The organism is Cellulosimicrobium sp. So1_17 (assembly GCF_055181235.1).
In genome coordinates this window covers 1727547-1746189 of record NZ_CM143702.1, presented here as the reverse complement: position 1 = coordinate 1746189, position 18643 = coordinate 1727547, and the positions used below count along the sequence as shown (strand labels likewise).

Genomic DNA, 18643 nt, shown 5'->3' with positions numbered 1-18643 from the left:
CGGGACCAGCCCGCCGTCCGACCCGTCGTCGTGACGGGAGCGGACGGCGAGCGACGGCGACCTCAGGACGTCATGACCCGCGTGTGGAGCGCCTGGACGGCGTACCGGGCGGCCCAGAACGCGCCGTGCTGCCACGCCGAGATCTCGGACATCCAGTCGCCCGCGAAGTAGACGTTCCCGGCTCCCTGCTGGAGCTGCTTGAAGCGCGACGACTGCGTGTTCGGGTACGCCCACGCGCCCTCGATGTAGGGCACCTTGTGCCAGGCGATGGAGAACGAGCTCTCCAGCTCGGTGCGGTACTTCTCGCCGTGGATCTTCACGCCCTGCTCGACGGCCCGGAGCTCGCGCTGCTTCGGAGCCATGTCGCCGTACGTGCGGGCGTTCGTGCCCGTGTTGTAGTAGCCGACCATGAGGCCCTTGCGCTCGCCGTAGCCGTAGGACGGGTACCAGACGTGGGCGAGGTCCATGTCGGTCTCCGTGATGCCGCCGAAGATGCGGTGGTCGTCCTCCCAGAACCGGGACCGGTACTGCAGGCCGATCTTGCCCGCCGGCGCCCCGACGGCGAACTCGCCGAGCGCCGCGTCGATGTCCGGGCCCCAGTTGGTGGACCAGCGCCGCATGAGCCCTGCGGGTGCCGAGACGACCGCGAAGTCCGCCTCGACCTGGCGCGCCTTCCCGTTGTGCGCCGTGTACGTCACCTTCACGCCGCCGGGGGTGTTCTCGACGCCCGTGACGGGCGAGTTGAACTGCACGTTCTGCTTGCCGATCGCCCGGACGAAGTAGTCGTAGGTCACGTCCATACCGCCCTTGGGCTGGAACATGAGCATCGACTGCTCCCAGTTGATCTCGAACGGGAAGTACATCCCCATCCGCGAGCCGAGCACCTCGGAGACGCTCCCCGGGCCGGGCAGCGGCGTGCCGTGCTCGTTCCACGCCGACGGGTAGACGGAGTACCCGCGGTTGTCCCCGCCCTGGTACGTGCCGTCGGCCTTCAGTGAGCCCCAGCTGCGCAAGAACGCGCGGAGGTTCTCCTTGTCGGCGGCAGTCAGCTTCTGGTCCAGCGCACCCTGGTCGGTCGCGTAGGTGAGGAGCTCCGACGTGTAGCCGAAGACGTCGGCCTTCGCGGTCCGGTACCGGACGGGGTTCCCGGGGGTCGCGCCGGTGCGCTCGTTGTAGAGGTACGCGTCGGCGTTCGCGTTGGTGAAGACCTCGTAGGGCACTCCCAGCTCGCGGAGGTAGTCCATCGTCACCATCCACTGCGCGATGCGGCCGGCCCCGGCGTTCATGTAGATGTTCTTGTCGAAGCGGGCCGTCTGCTTCACGCCGTTGACGTCGGTCTCCGAGTCCCCGCCGCGGATGGTCAGCGTGCGCCCGCCCGGACGGTGGCGTGCCTCGAGGACCGTGACCTTGTAGCCGGCCTTCTGCAGCTCGTAGGCCGACGCCAGGCCCGCGGGCCCCGCACCGACGACGACGACCTTCTTGGCGGAACGCCCCGTCAGGGTGAAGTCGCTCTTCGTCGGGGCGATCCAGGACTCGTTCCGCGGCTGCGCCGCCGCCGTCGGGGCGAGCCCGACGGCACCCATCGTGGCGAACATGACGCCCGCGCCGGACGTGGCGCCGACCGCCTGGAGGAAGTTGCGCCGGGAAAAGCCGGTCGTGCTCTCGTCTGTGACCATGGGGCTCGGACCTCTCGTCGTGAAGCCTGACGGACGGCCCTCCCGGCCCTCGATGCCGGGTGCCGCCGTCAGCACCGCCGCTGACGTTAAGGACGTCACGTCGCCGGCACGGGTCCGGCGCGTTTCGCGTCGGTCAACGACGCACGGACCTCGTAAACGTCTCGTTTCGCACCGTCGGATCAGACCGTCGTCCCGTCGGGTCCTCGCGCGGGTGCCGGTGTCCTCCGCGGGCCGCCGTGAACCCGCCACGACACGTGGGCGACACGAGGGCGAAACGCCCGGTCGTTACGTTCGCGGCTTCCGGCCGAGGCTCTCGGCCCGGACGCGGCGGGCGCCAGGGCGGCGCCCGTCTCTCCCCTCCTGGAGGCACGCATGAAGAACCGTACGAAGGTCGTCCTCGCCGTCGCCCTCACCGCGGCCGTCGCGGTACCCGGCACCGCCGTCGCCGCCGGCAGGCTCTTCGAGCCGAGGCCCACCGAGTCCGTCTCCTTCATCACCGGCGACACCGCGTCCATCGCGGACGGTGTCGCGTTCGGCAAGAACGTCGCCTGGTACAAGTCGTCCGGTCTCGGTCCGTCGGCGTTGAACCGCGCGCCCGGCGCCACCGCGGAGCAGCGGTACATCCCGACCGACGTCTTTCCCGGCGGGACGCTCCCGGCCGGCGTGACGATCACCGAGGCGCAGGGCATCAACGTGCTCATGCGCATCGGTGAGAACCTGGAGAAGGCCGGACTCTCCTACGACGACGTCGTCTCGATGCGCGTGTTCCTGCAGAACCCGGCCGGTGCGGAGAAGATGGACTTCGCCGGCTGGAACCGCGCGTACCGGCAGTTCTTCGCCAACACGAACCTCGCCACCGGCGCGACGATGGACGTCCAGCTCGGCTCGGCCACGACGAAGCCGATGGTCGTCAACGAGGCGCGGCCGTCGCGCTTCGCGCTCGAGATCGAGAACCTGCCGGTCGACGGCTGGCTCGTCGAGGTCGAGGTCGACGCGGTCTACCCGAAGTGACGACCGCGGCCGGCCTCCCGGGACCCCGGTGAGGCCGGCCGTGGCGGGCGCAGGGTGCGTGGTCAGTCCCGGAAGACCTCGATCTGTGCGCCGAGCTCGCGCAGACGCTCCGTGAGCTGCTCGTAGCCGCGCGCGATGATGTCGACGCCGCGCAGCACGGAGGTGCCCTTGGCCGCGAGCATCGCGAGCAGGATCACGACGGCGGGCCGCAGGGCGGGCGGGCAGCTCACCTCGGCACCGGACCAGCGCGTCGGCCCGGTCACCTGGAGCCGGTGCGCGTCGAGCAGGCGGACGTCGGCACCGAGGCGCGTGAGGTCCGTGAGGTGGATCGCCCGGCCCTCGTACACCCAGTCGTGGATGAGCGTCGTGCCGTGCGCGCCCGCCGCGATGACCGCGAAGAACGGCAGGTTGTCGATGTTGAGGCCGGGGAACGGCATGGGGTGGATCTTGTCGATCGGGGCGCGCAGCTCGCTCGGGTGCACCGTGACGTCGACGAGCCGCGTGCGGCCGTTGCGCGACAGGTACTCCGCGGACAGCGTGTACCGCTGACCCATCTCCGCGAGCGTCGCGAGCTCGATCTCCATGAACTCCACGGGGACGCGGGAGACGGTGATCTCCGACCCGGTGACGATGCCGGCGGTGAGCAGGCTCATCGCCTCGACGGGGTCCTCGGAGACCGCGTACTCGACGTCGACGTCGATGCCCGTGCGCCCGTGGACGCGCAGCGTCGTCGTACCGATGCCGTCGATCCGGACCCCCAGCAGCTCGAGGTAGAAGCACAGGTCCTGGACCATGTAGTTGGGGCTCGCGTTGCGGATGGTCGTCACGCCGTCGCGGCTCGCGGCGGCCATGAGCGCGTTCTCGGTGACGGTGTCGCCGCGCTCGGTGAGCACGACGGACAGGTCGCGGCCGTCGGCCGAGGCGACCGTCGCGTGGTAGTTGCCGCCGGTCGCGGTGACCGAGAGGCCGAACGGTCGCAGGGCGATCATGTGCGGCTCGACCGTGCGGGTGCCGAGGTCGCAGCCGCCGGCGTACGGGAGCTCGAAGGTGTCGCGCAGGCCGAGGAGCGGCCCGAGGAACATGATGATCGAGCGCGTGCGTCGCGCGGCCTCGACGTCGATGGACGACAGGTCCAGCGCGGCCGGGGCGACGATCTCGAGGTCGCGCCCGTTCGGCGCCCAGGTCGCCACGACCCCGATGGAGCGCAGCACGTCGACGATCCGGTCGACCTCCACGATCCGTGCGACCCCGCGCAGGGTCGTGCGACCGCGGTTGAGCAGCGAGGCGCACAGGAGCGCCACGGCGCCGTTCTTGGAGGAGTTGACCTCGATCGTCCCCGAGAGGGTGTGACCTCCCTGGACGCGCAGGTGCGAGCGCTTCGGGCCCCCGAGGCTGATGATCTCGGAGTCGAGGGCGAGGCCGATGCGGTTGAGCATCTCGAGGCTGACGTTCTGGGCGCCCTGCTCGATGCGGTGCACGGCGCTCTGGCTCGTCCCGAGGCGCTCGGCGAGCTGTGTCTGGGTCAGTCCACGGTTCTGGCGGGCGCCGCGGATGAGGGCGCCGACCTGCGTGAGGGGTGCATCGTCGATCATCGTCATGGCGCGACGATAACTCATGGATGAGATATGTGAGAGGTGCGCAGTGGTCGCGGCGCGCGAAGTGCGGGAGTTCTCGGTCGACGAGCGCCGCGCGCATTCGTCTCGTGAGATATGCGAAGAGCGTGAAGTCCCAGGTCGGGGCTCAGACGGGCCAGCGACCGTCGGCCCCGGCGCCCACGTAGGGGCGCTCGCGCCGCTCCTCGTCGAGCTCGTCCACCCAGCGGCGGTGCGCGTCCACCTGGTGGTCGTGCAGCGCGTCGAGGGTCGTCGCGGCCAGGTGCGGGTGCGCCACGACGAGCGCGTCGAGGACGCAGAGCGTCGCGAGCGCGTCGACGTCCGCGGTGTGCAGCGTGCCGGTCTCCTGCACCCCGTAGTGCTCGCACAGGTCGGTCAGCCGCCGCTTGCCCTCGCGGCCCGGGTCCGCCGCACGGTCGAGGACGAGGGGGTCGAGCACGGGTCGCACGGGACGGCCGAGCCGCTCCGGGATCGTGCGCAGCCCGTGCCGGGCCAGCTCGACGTCGAGCAGGGTCAGGTCGAAGGCCGCGTTGTAGGCGACGACGGGTACCCCGGCGCGCTGGTGGTGGACGAGCAGCGAGGCGATCTCGTCGAGAGCGACGTGCGGTGCGGCACCGTGCGCGACGACGTGGGCCGTCCGGATGCCGTGGATCGCGGTCGCGTCGGCGGGGATCGCGACGCCGGGATCGATGAGCCACGTGCGGACCCTGGTCCCGGTCGGGCCGCGCAGCACGAGGGCCGCCGTGACGATGCGCTCGACGTCGACGTCGAGCCCGGTGGTCTCCGTGTCGAAGGCCACCAGGGGCCCCGCCGTCCAGCTCATCCGTACCGCCTCCGTGCTCGTGCCTGCGCCTGCCGTCGCCTGCGGTCGTCCGCCGCCGGTCCTGCACCTGGTCGTGCACCCGGCCCTGCACGGCCGGCGGGCCGCCGTCGGGCACGACCGGCCGACGGTGGCGCCACCCTCCCAGGTCCCACCCACAGCCCCTCCGTCGACCAGGGCGCGGACCGGCCCTCGTGCCGCCCTGGCCGCCGGTAGGCTGGCCCGGTGAGCAACGAGATCGAGATCGGACGTGGCAAGCGCGGTCGGCGCGCGTTCTCCTTCGACGACGTCGCGGTCGTGCCCTCCCGGCGCACGCGCGACCCGGAGGAGGTCTCGGTGGGGTGGCAGATCGACGCCTACCACTTCGAGCTGCCGATCATCGCCGCCCCCATGGACTCCGTGATGAGCCCCGCGACCGCGGTCGCGCTGGGCAACCACGGCGGCCTCGGCGTCCTGGACCTCGAGGGCCTGTGGACGCGCTACGAGGACCCGGAGTCCCTGCTCGCGGAGATCGCGGAGCTCGAGCCCGTGGCGGCGACCCGGCGCATGCAGGAGATCTACGCCGAGCCGATCAAGGCCGACCTCATCACGCAGCGGCTCAAGGAGATCCGCGCGGCCGGGGTCACGGTCGCGGGCGCGCTGTCGCCGCAGCGCACCCAGGAGCACTACCAGACGGTCGTCGACGCGGGCGTCGACCTCTTCGTCATCCGCGGCACCACGGTCTCCGCGGAGCACGTGTCCGGCGTCGCGGAGCCCCTGAACCTCAAGCGGTTCATCTACGAGCTCGACGTCCCGGTCGTCGTCGGCGGCGCGTCGACGTACACCGCGGCGCTGCACCTCATGCGCACCGGCGCGGCGGGCGTCCTCGTCGGCTTCGGCGGCGGCGCGGCGCACACCACGCGCGTGTCGCTGGGCATCCACGCGCCCATGGCGACGGCCGTGGCCGACGTCGCGGCCGCTCGCCGGGACTACCTCGACGAGTCGGGCGGCCGGTACGTCCACGTCATCGCCGACGGTGGCGTCGGCCGCTCGGGCGACCTCGTGAAGGCGGTCGCGTGCGGTGCCGACGCGGTGATGATCGGCGCGGCGCTCGCGCGCGCCGAGGAGGCTCCCGGCCGCGGCTGGCACTGGGGCCCCGAGGCGCACCACCCGCAGCTCCCGCGCGGCGAGCGCGTGCGGGTCGGCACGGCCGGCACGCTCGAGGAGATCCTGTTCGGGCCGGGTCGCCAGGCCGACGGCACGCTCAACCTCGTGGGCGCGCTGCGCCGGGCGATGGCCACCACCGGGTACTCCGACCTCAAGGAGTTCCAGCGCGTCGAGGTCGTCGTCTCGCCCTACCAGCCCCGCTGAGCCGGGCGATGACGGGACGTGGCGTCGACGCACCGGCGTCCGTCGGCGGCGCGATCGGCCGTGCGTCGTCGTCCAGCATGCTCGAGGTGACCGAGGTCGCCGACCCCGACGTGGACGCCGTCGTCGCGCTGTGGCGCGCGTGCGACCTCACGCGGCCGTGGAACGACCCGTACCGGGACATCGCCGACGCGCGCCTGGGCGAGACGTCGACCGTGCTCGTCGGGCGTGCGGCGCCGGGCACCGTGCCCGACGACGCGGCTGCCGCGGGCGACGCGCCGCGCCCCGGTGACGTGCTCGCCACGGCGATGGTCGGCGTCGACGGTCACCGCGGCTGGATGTACTACCTCGCCGTCGACCCGCGGGTCCGGGGCACGGGCCTCGGCCGGGAGATGGTCGTGGCCGCCGAGGCCTGGCTCGCGGGGGCGGGGGCACGTGCCGTCCGGCTCATGGTCCGGTCCACCAACGACGCGGTGCTGGGGTTCTACGCGCGCCTCGGCTACGTCGACCAGGAGTGCACGGTCCTCGGCCGACGGCTCGGCGACGCGTGACGTCATGAGCGGCGCCGCCTCCGCGTGGGCCCCGTGGCAGCCCACCCGCGACGAGGTCGCGGACCTCGAGGCGGAGCACCGGGCGCGGGTCGGTGCTCTCGACGGTCTCGTCGCCGTGCCCGACCTCCTCGCACCGGGCGCCGGCACCGAGGGGATGCTCGGTGTGCGGCTCGCGGACGGTTCGCGCGCGGCGGGCGTCGTGACCCGGTCGGACGTCGACGCGCGCTCGCCCGCCGCGACGTTCCGCGCGCTGCGAGAGCGCCGCCTGCGGGCGCGCGCCGCGGGACCCGACGTCCCGGGTGCCGTCGCCGCTCTCGTCACCGCGTGGTTCTCCGAGGTGCGCACCGACCACGGCTCCGGCGACGCGGCGCCGACCTGCGGCGCCGTGGACGTCGTGCCCGGCGACGTCGTGCCAGGCGCGGTGCCCGCCGACGACGGGCTTGCCGTCGTCTGGCCGAGCCGCGACGTCGAGGCCGTCGCGGCGCTCGCGGCGTCCGGGCTGCGCCCCGTCGCGCACCTCGCGGCCCGCCGGGACGCCCGTCCCGGCGGCGCCGCGGTCAGCCTGCCGCCCGGTGTCGTGCTGCGCGACGCGGTCGCCACCGACGTCGAGGCCGTCGTGGAGCACCAGCTGGCCGAGCTCGCGCTCGACGCGCTCGTCGGCTCGGCCCGCGTGCGCGAGGACGCGCGCGCGACGCTCGGCCCCCAGGTCGCGGCCGCCGTCGCGCGCCCGGACACGACCGTGCTCGTCGCCGAGCCGGTGCGGCCCGCCGGGGGCGCGCACGGGGTGGTCGCGGTCGAGCCGCCGCGCCTCTCGGGGCTCGTCGCGGGCGCGGTGACGCGTGCCCCTGCCGCCTACGTCGTGCTCCTGCACGTCGACGACGCGCTGCGGGGGCGGGGGCTCGGGTCGGCGCTCGTCGAGGCCGCCCTCGCACGGGTACGGCAGGGGAGCGGTGCCGGGACGACCGTGCTGCTGCACCACGGCGTGCTCAACCCGCTGTCCGCCCCGTTCTGGGCCCGTTACGGCTTCCGGCCGGTGCTCACGACGTGGGAGCTCCCTGTCGGCGCGACGACGTAGCCTGTCCCCATGACCAGCTCCTCGGGCCCCTCGAACCCTTCGTCCGGTCCCGTCCCCGGCGACGACGCCGCGCTCGACGGTCTGCTCGACCCGGAGAACCCTGCGGCGACGTACTTCCTCGAGCCGGACGTCGTCGCCCCGCTCGTCGCCCGGATCGTGTCGAGCAGCGCGGCGGGAGCGCACCGCTCCGTCCTGCCGTTCACCGGCGCGCCCCTCGCGTCGTTCCCCACCTCGTCGCCCGACGACGTCGCGCTCGCCGTCGAGCGCGCACGGACCGCGCAGCGCGCCTGGGCCCGGGTCCCCGTGGGGGAGCGCGCCCGTGTCCTGCGGCGGTTCGGCGAGCTCGTTCTCGCCGAGCAGTCCGACGGCCTCGACCTCGTCCAGATGGAGTCGGGGAAGTCGCGCCGCAGCGCGTACGAGGAGATCGGCGACGTCGCGATCGTCACGCGCCACTACGCCGTGCGCGGCCCGCGCTACCTCGCGGACCGGCGCGCGCCGGGGATGCTGCCCGTGCTCACGGGCACGCGCGTGCACCGGCGGCCGGTGGGGGTCGTCGGCGTCATCGCGCCCTGGAACTACCCGCTCACGCTCGCCTTCGCCGAGGCGGTGCCCGCGCTGCTCGCGGGGAACGGCGTCGTCCTGAAGCCCGACCCGCAGACGACGCTCACGGCGCTGTGGGGCGCGGAGCTCCTCGAGCGCGCCGGGCTGCCGGCCGACCTGTTCCTCGTCGTCGCCGGCGGCGGGGACGTCGGGGCGGCCCTGACGGACCACGTGGACCACATCGCGTTCACGGGCTCGACGGCGACCGGTCGGAAGGTCGCCGCGCGCGCGGGCGAGCGGCTCATCGGCGCGACGCTCGAGCTCGGCGGCAAGAACCCGCTCTACGTCGCCGCGGACGCCCACGTCCCGACGGCGGCGCGCGCGGCCGTGCGTGCCTGCTTCGGCAGCTCCGGCCAGCTGTGCGTCTCGATCGAGCGCCTCGTCCTGCACGAGGCCGTCGCGGACGCCTTCCTCGACGAGTTCGTGCCCCTCGTGCGCGCCATGCGGCTCGGCGCCGGTCTCGACTACTCCGCGGACATGGGGTCGCTCACCTCCCAGGCGCAGCTCGACCGGGTGGTGGAGCACGTCGACGACGCCCTGGCGCGCGGCGCCCGCGTGCTCGCGGGCGGCGTGCACCGCGCGGACATCGGGCCGTTCTTCTACGCCCCCACCGTCCTCGATCGCGTGCCCGACGACGCCCGCTGCGCCCGCGAGGAGACGTTCGGCCCGGTGGTCTCGGTCGTCCGCGTGGCGAGCGACGAGGAAGCGGTGCGCGTCATGAACGACACCGAGTACGGCCTGAACGCGAGCGTGTGGACCCGTGACGTGGCCCGTGGTCGGCGGATCGCCGCGCAGGTCGAGGCGGGCACGGTGAACGTCAACGACGGGTACTCGGCGACGTTCGGCTCGGTGGGTGCGCCGATGGGCGGGTTCAAGGCCTCCGGGCTGGGGCGACGGCACGGGCGGGAGGGGATCGAGGCACTCACGGAGGCGCAGACGATCTCCGTCCAGCGCGGCGCGAACCAGGGCCTGAGCCTCGACACGCTCTACGAGCTCGGCGGCGAGCTGCCGAGCCGGGTGCTCACGACGGCGCTCGACGTCTTGCGGCGGCTGCGCCTGCCCTGACCCGACCGGTCGCGACCCGTCGAGGGTGGGTTCAGCGCACGACCGCGTCGAGCAGGGCCTTGACCGCAGCCGGGACCTCGCGCACGCGGTAGAGCACGGCCTTCCAGGGCTCGACGCTCGACGCGCTCACCCCGACGCCGACCGCGTCGAGCCCCGCGACCCGGCACGAGAAGAGCGCACGGGGCAGGTGGTAGCCCTGGGTGACGACCACGGCGTCCGCGAAGCCGAACTCGTCGACGGCGCGCGAGCACGTCGCGTGCGTGTCGTACCCACCGCGGTCCAGCAGGATCGCGTCGTCGGGCACACCACGGTCGAGGAGCCAGGCGCGCATCGAGGCCGGTTCGTCGTAGTCGTCGTGCGCGTCCCCGCTCACGAGGATCACGGGCGCGACGCCGCGGGCGTGCAGGTCGGCCGCGGCGTCGAGCCGACGCCGCAGGTACGTCGACGGCGAGCCGTCGGGCCGTAGCCCGGCGCCCAGCACGACGACGGCGTCGCTCGCCGGGACGTCGTCCGGAGCAGCCACGTGGGAACGGCCGACGCCCTGGACGACGAGGAACGGCAGGACCGCGACGACGGCGAGCCCGGCCGCGCCCAGCACCAGGGTCCGGCGGCGCGGGCGACGGGCTCGGGGACGGCGGGGCGCTCTCGCGGACGTCTCGGTCACGCGCCGACCCTAGCCGCAGGGAGCGGACCGGTGTCCGGAGAGTCCGGCGACACGCTGCCCCGAGCTGCGACTCAGACCGGAGCCGTGGGCCGCGGACCGTGAGGTGTGAGGGGCTCGCGCCGGGCCGTGCGGAGGCCGGTCAGCGTCCGAGGTCGGTGATCTCTGCGACGAGGTTCGCCCGCGCCCGTTCCTCCCAGCGCTCGGTGGCGAACGTCGTCCGGTAGAGCGGTCCAGCATCCAGCAGCGAGCGCAGGACCGCGGCGCGCCCCGCCCGGAATACGTCGTCGGGCACGTGGGCGTACTCGGCGCGCACCTGGCGCGCGTAGCGCGCGTAGCGGTCGGGTGCGGCCGCGAGGATCGCGAGGTCGGCGTCGGAGACGAGGGCTCCGGTGGCGTCGCCCGCCGCCGGGTCGTGGTGCGTGGTGAGCAGCACGAGCCGCGCGACCTCCGCGGCCGCCGCCGCGCCGACGTGCGGTGCGAGCGCGGTCGTCGCGAGCCCGGCCGAGCGCTCCTCGTCCCGACCCGCCTCGCCGTCGTGCACGGCGTCGTGGAACCAGATCGCGAGCTGCGTGACCGAGGCGGCCGGTTCCACGGCGGGAGCGGTCGGCCCGGACCCGGCCACGCGGGGTGAGCGTGCGACGTCGGACTCCCGGGCTGCGCGCGCGACGTCGGGCACGCCCGCCGGACGGCCCTCCAGCAGCGCGAGCGAGTCGAGCGCGTGCACGAGGTGCTCGGGCCCGTGATAGACCCGGTGCGGCTCGTGCCAGCGCTCGACGAGGTCGACCCCGACGGCGCGCGCGCCGGGCAGCAGCGCGTCCCACCGCGCGAGGAGTGCGTCGGCCTTGGCCGCGCGGCGCGCCCGCCCGGGGACGCGCAGCCCCGAGGAGCCCAGCCGACGCGCGAGCTCCCGCCCGTCGACGGGCACGGCGCCGGCCGCCACAGCCTCCTCGTAGCGCTCCGCCGCGACGTCGTAGTGGTCGAGGTCGAACGCCCGCCGGCTGAGCCCGATCGCCTCGGCGAGCGCGTGCAGCTCGTCCAGCGAACGGTCGGACACGAGGTGGCTGAACAGCGTCCCGTGCGCGGGCCACGCAGGCGGGTCGACGTAGACGGTCACCCACCGAGCATGCCATCCGCCCGTCCCGCCGCGCCCTGGAGTCTTGACCCGGCGCGGACCAGCAGCGTCAGGAACCGGGACGTGCGCCCTCGACCACCTCGACGCACTGACGCGCGATGGCGAGCTCCTCCATGGTCGGGATCACCATGACGAGCGTCGACGTCCAGTCGGGCGAGATGACGCGCGGCTCGCCGGAGTCGACGGCGTTGCGGTCCGCGTCGACCGACAGGCCGAGCGGCTCGAGGCCGTCCACGACGGCGGCGCGCACGGCGGCGTCGTGCTCGCCCACGCCCGCGGTGAACGCCACGACGTCCACGCGGCCGAGGACCGCGTGGTACGCCCCGACGTACTTGCGCAGGCGGTGGATGTAGACGTCGAACGCCTTCTTCGCGTCCTCGTCGCCCGCGTCGATGAGGCGCCGCAGCTCGCGGAAGTCGTTCACGCCGGACAGGCCCTTGACGCCCGAGCGCTTGTTGAACAGGTCGTCGATCTCGTCGATGCTCATGCCGGCGTTGCGCGCGAGGTGGAACACGACGGCCGCGTCGATGTCGCCCGTGCGCGTGCCCATGACCAGACCCTCGAGCGGCGTCATGCCCATCGAGGTGTCGACCGCGACGCCGCCGCGCACCGCCGACGCCGACGCCCCGTTGCCGAGGTGCAGCACGATGGTGTTGAGCGACTCCATGCGGCGGCCGAGGACGCGCGCGACCTTGCCGGCGACGTACTGGTGGCTCGTGCCGTGGAACCCGTAGCGCCGCACGCCGTGCTCCGCGGCGACCTCGCGGTCGAGCGCGTAGGTGGACGCGGCGTCGGGCAGCGACGTGAAGAACGCGGTGTCGAACACGGCGACGTGCGGGACGTCGGGCAGCAGGTCGCGCGCGACACGGATGCCCGTGACGTTCGGCGGGTTGTGCAGCGGCGCGAGGGGCGAGAGCTCGTCGATCTGGCGCACCACCTCGTCGTCGACGAGGACGGGCTGCGAGAAGATCGCCCCGCCGTGCACGACGCGGTGGCCGACGGCGTACACGTCGGCGTCCGCGAGGTTCGGCCCGACCTCGTCGAACAGCCCGAGGGCGATGCGCAGGGCCTCGCCGTGGTCCGGGACCTCCTGCTCACGCGTCGTCGTGTTCCCGGCGAACCGGTGCTTGACGATGCCCTTCTCCTCGCCGATGCGCTCGATCGTCCCCGCGGCGATCGCCTCGCCGCCGACCGGGTTGACGAGCTGGTACTTGAGCGACGACGAGCCGGAGTTCATGACGAGCACCGACCCGTGCGCCCCGTACGCGCTGTAGGGGTTGGGGCGCTCGCCCTCGGGCAGGATCGTCATGAGGTGGCTCCGGCGGTGGTCGTGTCGGGGGAGATGGCGGGGGCGTCCGGCTGCGAGGACGTCTGCGCCTGGATCGCGGTGATGGCGACCGTGTTGACGATGTCCTGCACGAGGGCGCCGCGCGACAGGTCGTTCACGGGCTTGTTGAGGCCCTGGAGCACCGGCCCGACGGCGACCGCGCCGGCCGAGCGCTGCACGGCCTTGTAGGTGTTGTTGCCCGTGTTGAGGTCCGGGAAGATGAACACCGTCGCGCGGCCGGCGACGTCGGAGCCGGGCATCTTCGACGCCGCGACGGACGCGTCGACCGCGGCGTCGTACTGGATCGGTCCCTCGACGAAGAGGTCGGGGCGGCGCTCGCGCACGAGCGACGTCCCGCGACGCACCTTGTCGACGTCGGCGCCCGAGCCGGACTCGCCCGTCGAGTACGAGAGCATCGCGACGCGCTGCTCCACGCCGAACTGGGCCGCGGTCGCCGCGGACGAGATCGCGATGTCCGCGAGCTGCTCGGCCGTGGGGTCGGGGATGACGGCGCAGTCGCCGTAGACGAGCACGCGGTCCTCGAGGCACATGAGGAACACCGACGAAACGACGGACACGCCCGGCTGCGTCTTGATGATCTCGAACGACGGCTTGATGGTGTGCGCCGTCGTGTGCTTCGCACCCGACACCATGCCGTCGGCGAGGCCGAGGTGGACCATCATCGTGCCGAAGTAGGAGACGTCCTGGACGCGCTCGCGCGCCTCGTCGAGCGACACGCCCCGGTGCGCGCGCAGGCGCGCGTACTCGGTCGCGAACAGCTCGACGTGCTCCGGGTCGTGGGGGCTGAGGACCGTCGCGGCGTCGATGTCGAGGCCGAGCTCGGCCGCTCGTGCGCGCACCTTCTGCTCGTCGCCGAGGATCGTGAGGTCCGCGACCTGGCGACCCAGGAGGGTCGACGCGGCGCGCAGGATGCGGTCGTCGTCGCCCTCGGGCAGCACCACGTGCTTGCGGTCGGCGCGCGCCCGCGAGAGCAGCTCGTACTCGAACATGAGCGGTGTGACGACCTCGGGTCGCGGGACGTCGAGGCCCGCGAGGAGGGCCGCGCCGTCGACGTTCTGCTCGAACAGCGCGAGCGCCGTGTCGACCTTGCGCTGCGACTCCTTGGTGACGCGCCCGCGGGCCTGCGCGGCGGCGCTCGCGGAGCGGAACGTGCCGAGGTCGGTGCGGATGATCGGCAGGCTCGGGTCGAGGTCCGCGACGAGTCGCGCGGTCGACTCCGGCGGGAAGAACCCGCCGTTGAGGATGACGCCCGCGAGCGAGGGGAAGCCCGACGCCGCGTGCGCGGCGAGCAGCCCGATGAGGATGTCGACGCGGTCGCCGGGCGTGATGACGACGGCGCCCTCGGTGAGCCGGTCGAGCAGGTGCTCGAACGACATCGCGCCGACGAGCAGGTCCGTCGCCTCGCGCGCGAGCAGCGCCTCCTCGCCGAACGCGAGCCGTCCGCCGACGGCCTCCATGAGGGTGCGGACGGTCGGGGCGTCGAGGAAGGGGTCCTCGGGCACCGCCCATCCGGGCACGCCGTCGGTCCCCGGCGCCGCGAGGAGTGCCCGCACGGCGTCGAGGTCCTCGGGTGCCACACGGTTCGCGACGACGCCGATCGGCTGCGCGTGCTGGGAGCGCAGCTCCGCGACGCTCACCTCGATGAGGTTCCCCACGGCGTCGGGCTGCCGGGCCTTGCCCGAGACCACGAGGAGCACGGGCGCGCCGAGGTTCGCCGCGACGCGCGCGTTGAAGGACAGCTCGGTGGGTCCGGCGACGTCCGTGTAGTCCGTCCCGACGACGACCACGAAGTCGCAGACGCTCGCCACCTCGTGGTAGCGCGTCACGATCCGGGAGAGCGCTGCCTCCGGGTCGGCGTGCACGTCCTCGTACGTCACGCCGATCGCCTGCTCGGCGGTCAGGTCGACGCCGTCGTGCGCGAGCAGGAGCTCGAGCACGTAGTCCTGCACGTCGGGCCCCGCGGCCCGGGTGACCGGCCGGAAGACCCCGACCCGCTGGACCTTGCGGGCCAGCAGGTCGAGGACCCCGAGCGCGATCGTGGACTTGCCGGTCTCGCCCTCGGGCGAGGTGATGTAGATGCTGCGAGCGGGAACGCTCACTCGTTGTCTCCTCCTGTGTCCTGCACGGCGCCGCTGTACTGCGGGCCGCCCTCCTCGGTGCCGGTCTCGCCGACGTCGGGCCAGACCCAGTCGCGCACCTCGGGGATGTCCTCGCCGTGCTCGCGCGTCCACTGCCGGGCGGCGAGGCGCGCGTCGACCATCTCCTGGCGCAGGCCCGCGTAGCGCGAGCGCAGCTCGGGGACCCGGTCGATGACGTCGACGACGAGGTGGTACCGGTCGATGTCGTTGAGCATCGCCATGTCGAAGGGCGTGGTCGTGGTGCCCTCCTCCTTGTACCCGCGCACGTGGATGTTGCCGTGGTTCGTGCGGCGGTAGGTGAGGCGGTGGATGAGCCACGGGTAGCCGTGGTAGTTGAAGATCACCGGCTTGTCGGCGGTGAACAGCGTGTCGAAGTCCTTGTCCGACAGGCCGTGCGGGTGCTCGTTCTCGTCCTGGAGGCGCATGAGGTCGACGACGTTCACGACGCGGACCTTCAGGTGCGGCAGCCGCTCGCGGAGGATGTGCGCGGCGGCGAGCACCTCGAGGGTGGGGACGTCGCCCGCGCACCCGAGCACGACGTCCGGGTCCTCGCCCTCGACCTCGGTCCCGGCCCACTCCCAGATGCCGAGGCCGCGCGTGCAGTGCGCGATCGCGTCGGGCATCGAGAGGAACTGCGGCGCCGGCTGCTTGCCCGCGACCACGACGTTCACGTACTGGCGCGAGCGCAGGCAGTGGTCGTAGGTCGACAGCAGCGTGTTCGCGTCCGGCGGCAGGTACACCCGGACGATCTCGGCCTTCTTGTTGACCACGTGGTCGATGAAGCCCGGGTCCTGGTGCGAGAAGCCGTTGTGGTCCTGGCGCCACACGTGGCTCGACAGCAGGTAGTTGAGGCTCGCGATCGGCCGACGCCACGGGATGTGGTTGGTGACCTTGAGCCACTTCGCGTGCTGGTTGAACATCGAGTCGACGATGTGGATGAACGCCTCGTAGCTGGTGAACAGGCCGTGCCGCCCGGTGAGCAGGTAGCCCTCGAGCCACCCCTGGCACTGGTGCTCCGACAGCATCTCCATGACCCGACCGGCGCGCGCCATGTGCTCGTCGACGTCGGGGCCGTAGAAGTCGGCGTTCCACTGCTTGTCCGTCACCTCGTACACGGGCTGCAGACGGTTCGACGCCGTCTCGTCAGGCCCGAAGATGCGGAAGTTGTCGGGGTTGAGCCGCACGACGTCGGTGAGCCACTGCCCGAGCACGCGCGTCGCCTCGGCGACGGACGAACCGGGGCCCGACACGTCGACGGCGTAGTCGCGGAAGTCGGGCAGGCGGAGGTCCTTGAGGAGGAGGCCGCCGTTGGTGTGCGGGTTGTCGCTCATGCGGAGGGCGCCCTCCGGGGCGAGGGCGGCGATCTCGTCGCGCAGGCGGCCGTCGTCGTCGAACAGCTCGTCGGCCCGGTACGACTCGAGCCAGCCCTTGAGGACCTGGAGGTGCTCGGGCGTGTCCCGGGCGCTCGCGAGCGGCACCTGGTGCGCGCGCCACGAGTCCTCGGTCTTCTTGCCGTCGATCTCCGGCGGGCACGTCCAGCCCTTGGGAGTGCGGAAGACGATCATCGGCCACGCGGGGCGCTCGTCGTTCCCGGCCTCGGCGTCGGCCTTGATCTGCGCGATGTGGTTGAGCACCTCGTCGAGGAGCTTCGCGAAGCGCTGGTGCACCTCGAAGTGGTCCTCGCCGTCGAAGCCGCCGACGAAGAAGTACGGCGTGTGGCCGTAGCCGATCATGAGGTCCCGCAGCTCGTCGTCGCTGATCCGCGCGAGGACGGTCGGGTTGGCGATCTTGTACCCGTTGAGGTGCAGGATCGGCAGGACGACGCCGTCGTTGCGCGCGTTGACGAACTTGTTGGAGTGCCAGCTCGTCGCGAGCGGTCCCGTCTCCGCCTCGCCGTCGCCGACGACGGCCGCGACGAGCAGGTCGGGGTTGTCGAACGCCGCGCCGTAGGCGTGCGAGAGGGCGTAGCCCAGCTCCCCGCCCTCGTGGATCGAGCCGGGGGTCTCCGGGGCCACGTGGCTCGGGATGCCGCCCGGGAACGAGAACTGCCGGAAGAGGCGGCGCAGGCCCTCGGTGTCCTGCGTGATGTCCGAGTAGGTCTCGGAGTACGTGCCCTCGAGGTAGGCGTTCGCGACGAGGCCCGGCCCGCCGTGCCCCGGCCCCGCGACGTAGATCGTCGACTGCCTGCGCTCCGCGATCGCGCGGTTGAGGTGCGCGTAGAGGAAGTTGAGGCCGGGCGTGGTCCCCCAGTGCCCGAGGAGGCGCGGCTTCACGTCGTCGCGTGACAACGGGGTGCGCAGCAGAGGGTTGGCCAGGAGGTAGATCTGGCCGACGGACAGGTAGTTCGCGGCGCGCCACCACGAGTCGACACGACGCAGCGTCTCCTCGTCGAGCGGGGCGACCTCGGCGGGACGCCAGGCGGTGGACTCGGTGGCGGTGGTCGTGCTCATCTCACGCTCCAGCAGGGGGAAGGGTTCGCGAACGACTACGGCTTCATACAACCCCATCCACCCCGGCCCTGCACGAGGTTCGCCGCACGGTCGAGGTGTGACGTTCGCCCGAAAGGGTAGAAAGGGTCGAAGGTCCCGGTCGTACCGGTACGCAGGGTCGGACCGGGCGCCTCGCCCGGTGTGACGTCCGTCGGACGGGCGCCACCGATTCCGGCCGGTGACCTGTGCGCGGATACGGTGGTGCCGTGCCCGAGACCGCTCCCCGCCGTTCGCTCTGGGCGGTCGCCCGTCAGCCGCGGATGATCGGCCTGCTCGTCCTGTTCCTCGTCGCGGCAGCGGTGTGCGCACGCCTCGGTGTGTGGCAGCTCGACCGAGCGCAGCAGCGCGCCGAGCTCGCCGCCCAGCAGGAGGCGGCCGAGGTGGCCGCCGAGGGTCCGGAAGGGCTCGGGGTGCTGCTCCCGCCGCAGTCCACCTTCCCGGGCGAGCTCGTCGGGCGCCAGGCGTGGGTCGAGGGCGAGTACGACGCCTCGGAGCAGCTGCTCGTCGCCGGTCGCGCGCTCGACGGCGAGGTGGGCTACCTCGTGCTGACGCCGCTGCACGTCACGGACGACGGCACGGGCGGCGACTCGTGGGCAGACCTCTCCGGAGAGCCGGTGCTGCCGGTGGTGCGCGGGTGGGTCGCGACGCCCGACGACGCGGCCGCGCTCGAGGTGCCCGACGGCGAGGTGCGTCTCACCGGCTACCTGCAGGCGTCGGAGGCCGCGGGCGAGGAGGTGCTGCCGGACGGGCAGACCGACTCGATCTCCACGGGATCCCTCGTCAACGCGTGGGGCGGGCCGATGTACTCCGGCTACCTCGTGCTCATCTCGTCCGACCCGCCCCAGGCGTCGCCCGACGACGGCGGACCCGCCCTCCTGCCGCGCCCGACGATCGAGGGCGGCACGGGCCTCAACCTGCAGAACCTCTTCTACGCGCTGCAGTGGTGGGTGTTCGGCGGGTTCGCCGTCCTGCTGTGGCTGCGGCTCGTGCGCGACGAGGCCGCCGGTGTGCGCCGCGGGTCGCGGGGCGACGACGACGGGATCGCCGGGCTGCCGGGTGACCGCCAGATCGACCCGAGCGCTCCGACGTCGACCCTCTGAAGGGCGATCTCGCG

14 protein-coding genes are annotated in these 18643 nt (G+C 73.0%); 6 read left to right on the top strand and 8 right to left on the bottom strand.

Going from position 1 to position 18643, the window contains the following annotated elements:
- Window positions 1-62: 62 nt before the first annotated feature.
- Window positions 63-1676, bottom strand: coding sequence for a flavin monoamine oxidase family protein (locus ACZCLJ_RS07710; RefSeq protein ID WP_463106033.1), 1614 nt, complete (start codon window positions 1674-1676; stop codon window positions 63-65).
- A gap of 372 nt (window positions 1677-2048) precedes the next feature.
- Between ACZCLJ_RS07710 and ACZCLJ_RS07705 the strand changes: the two genes are divergently transcribed.
- A complete protein-coding gene (locus ACZCLJ_RS07705; protein WP_463106032.1) occupies window positions 2049-2687 on the top strand; it encodes a Rid family hydrolase in 639 nt (212 codons plus the stop codon).
- A 62-nt stretch (window positions 2688-2749) separates the two neighbouring features.
- Here ACZCLJ_RS07705 and ACZCLJ_RS07700 read toward each other — a convergent pair whose 3' ends face one another.
- Both ACZCLJ_RS07700 and ACZCLJ_RS07695 read right to left on the bottom strand, forming a co-directional pair.
- Window positions 2750-4285, bottom strand: coding sequence for a helix-turn-helix domain-containing protein (locus ACZCLJ_RS07700; protein WP_435738806.1), 1536 nt, complete (start codon window positions 4283-4285; stop codon window positions 2750-2752).
- A gap of 142 nt (window positions 4286-4427) precedes the next feature.
- A complete protein-coding gene (locus ACZCLJ_RS07695; RefSeq protein WP_463106031.1) occupies window positions 4428-5123 on the bottom strand; it encodes an exonuclease domain-containing protein in 696 nt (231 codons plus the stop codon).
- A 222-nt stretch (window positions 5124-5345) separates the two neighbouring features.
- Here ACZCLJ_RS07695 and ACZCLJ_RS07690 point away from each other — a divergent pair, with 222 nt between their 5' ends.
- From ACZCLJ_RS07690 to ACZCLJ_RS07675, 4 genes are read left to right on the top strand one after another with little or no spacing between them, the layout of a single operon-like run.
- Entirely contained in the window at window positions 5346-6470 is a 1125-nt protein-coding gene (locus ACZCLJ_RS07690) for a GuaB3 family IMP dehydrogenase-related protein (RefSeq protein ID WP_251153063.1), read from the top strand.
- 8 nt (window positions 6471-6478) lie between these two features.
- Entirely contained in the window at window positions 6479-7018 is a 540-nt protein-coding gene (locus ACZCLJ_RS07685) for a GNAT family acetyltransferase (protein WP_463106030.1), read from the top strand.
- 4 nt (window positions 7019-7022) lie between these two features.
- Window positions 7023-8093: an N-acetyltransferase family protein gene (locus ACZCLJ_RS07680; protein ID WP_463106029.1), complete on the top strand. Its 1071-nt coding sequence runs from the start codon at window positions 7023-7025 to the stop codon at window positions 8091-8093.
- Between the two features lie 9 nt (window positions 8094-8102).
- Window positions 8103-9758, top strand: coding sequence for a succinic semialdehyde dehydrogenase (locus tag ACZCLJ_RS07675; RefSeq protein ID WP_463106028.1), 1656 nt, complete (start codon window positions 8103-8105; stop codon window positions 9756-9758).
- A 31-nt stretch (window positions 9759-9789) separates the two neighbouring features.
- On the opposite strand, the gene ACZCLJ_RS07670 is transcribed toward ACZCLJ_RS07675, so the two are convergent.
- From ACZCLJ_RS07670 to ACZCLJ_RS07650, 5 genes are all read right to left on the bottom strand, one after another.
- Window positions 9790-10422 (bottom strand): SanA/YdcF family protein, encoded by a 633-nt coding sequence (locus tag ACZCLJ_RS07670; RefSeq protein ID WP_463106027.1) that lies wholly within the window; start codon window positions 10420-10422, stop codon window positions 9790-9792.
- 139 nt (window positions 10423-10561) lie between these two features.
- Window positions 10562-11536 (bottom strand): DUF4031 domain-containing protein, encoded by a 975-nt coding sequence (locus ACZCLJ_RS07665; RefSeq protein WP_463106026.1) that lies wholly within the window; start codon window positions 11534-11536, stop codon window positions 10562-10564.
- 67 nt (window positions 11537-11603) lie between these two features.
- Window positions 11604-12863, bottom strand: coding sequence for an acetate/propionate family kinase (locus ACZCLJ_RS07660; protein ID WP_463106025.1), 1260 nt, complete (start codon window positions 12861-12863; stop codon window positions 11604-11606).
- Window positions 12860-15001 (bottom strand): phosphate acetyltransferase, encoded by a 2142-nt coding sequence (gene pta / locus ACZCLJ_RS07655; RefSeq protein ID WP_251153070.1) that lies wholly within the window; start codon window positions 14999-15001, stop codon window positions 12860-12862. The genes ACZCLJ_RS07660 and pta overlap by 4 nt, the downstream gene beginning before the upstream one ends.
- Complete coding sequence (locus ACZCLJ_RS07650; RefSeq protein WP_463106024.1) at window positions 14998-17490, bottom strand: phosphoketolase family protein; 2493 nt, start codon at window positions 17488-17490, stop codon at window positions 14998-15000. Before ACZCLJ_RS07650 ends, pta begins: the two co-directional genes overlap by 4 nt.
- 245 nt (window positions 17491-17735) lie before the next feature.
- Between ACZCLJ_RS07650 and ACZCLJ_RS07645 the strand changes: the two genes are divergently transcribed.
- Window positions 17736-18629, top strand: coding sequence for an SURF1 family protein (locus ACZCLJ_RS07645; RefSeq protein ID WP_463106023.1), 894 nt, complete (start codon window positions 17736-17738; stop codon window positions 18627-18629).
- The last annotated feature ends 14 nt before the right edge of the window (window positions 18630-18643 follow it).

What these genes read in the sequence shown, in the direction of transcription:
- ACZCLJ_RS07660 (WP_463106025.1), bottom strand. Translation starts at nt 12,863, where the DNA reads ATGACGATCCTGCCCGAGGGCGAGCGCCCCAACCCCTACAGCGCGTAC.
- ACZCLJ_RS07685 (WP_463106030.1), top strand. Translation starts at nt 6,479, where the DNA reads ATGACGGGACGTGGCGTCGACGCACCGGCGTCCGTCGGCGGCGCGATC.
- ACZCLJ_RS07695 (WP_463106031.1), bottom strand. Translation starts at nt 5,123, where the DNA reads ATGAGCTGGACGGCGGGGCCCCTGGTGGCCTTCGACACGGAGACCACC.
- ACZCLJ_RS07675 (WP_463106028.1), top strand. Translation starts at nt 8,103, where the DNA reads ATGACCAGCTCCTCGGGCCCCTCGAACCCTTCGTCCGGTCCCGTCCCC.
- ACZCLJ_RS07705 (WP_463106032.1), top strand. Translation starts at nt 2,049, where the DNA reads ATGAAGAACCGTACGAAGGTCGTCCTCGCCGTCGCCCTCACCGCGGCC.
- ACZCLJ_RS07710 (WP_463106033.1), bottom strand. Translation starts at nt 1,676, where the DNA reads ATGGTCACAGACGAGAGCACGACCGGCTTTTCCCGGCGCAACTTCCTC.
- ACZCLJ_RS07650 (WP_463106024.1), bottom strand. Translation starts at nt 17,490, where the DNA reads ATGAGCACGACCACCGCCACCGAGTCCACCGCCTGGCGTCCCGCCGAG.
- ACZCLJ_RS07700 (WP_435738806.1), bottom strand. Translation starts at nt 4,285, where the DNA reads ATGACGATGATCGACGATGCACCCCTCACGCAGGTCGGCGCCCTCATC.
- ACZCLJ_RS07680 (WP_463106029.1), top strand. Translation starts at nt 7,023, where the DNA reads ATGAGCGGCGCCGCCTCCGCGTGGGCCCCGTGGCAGCCCACCCGCGAC.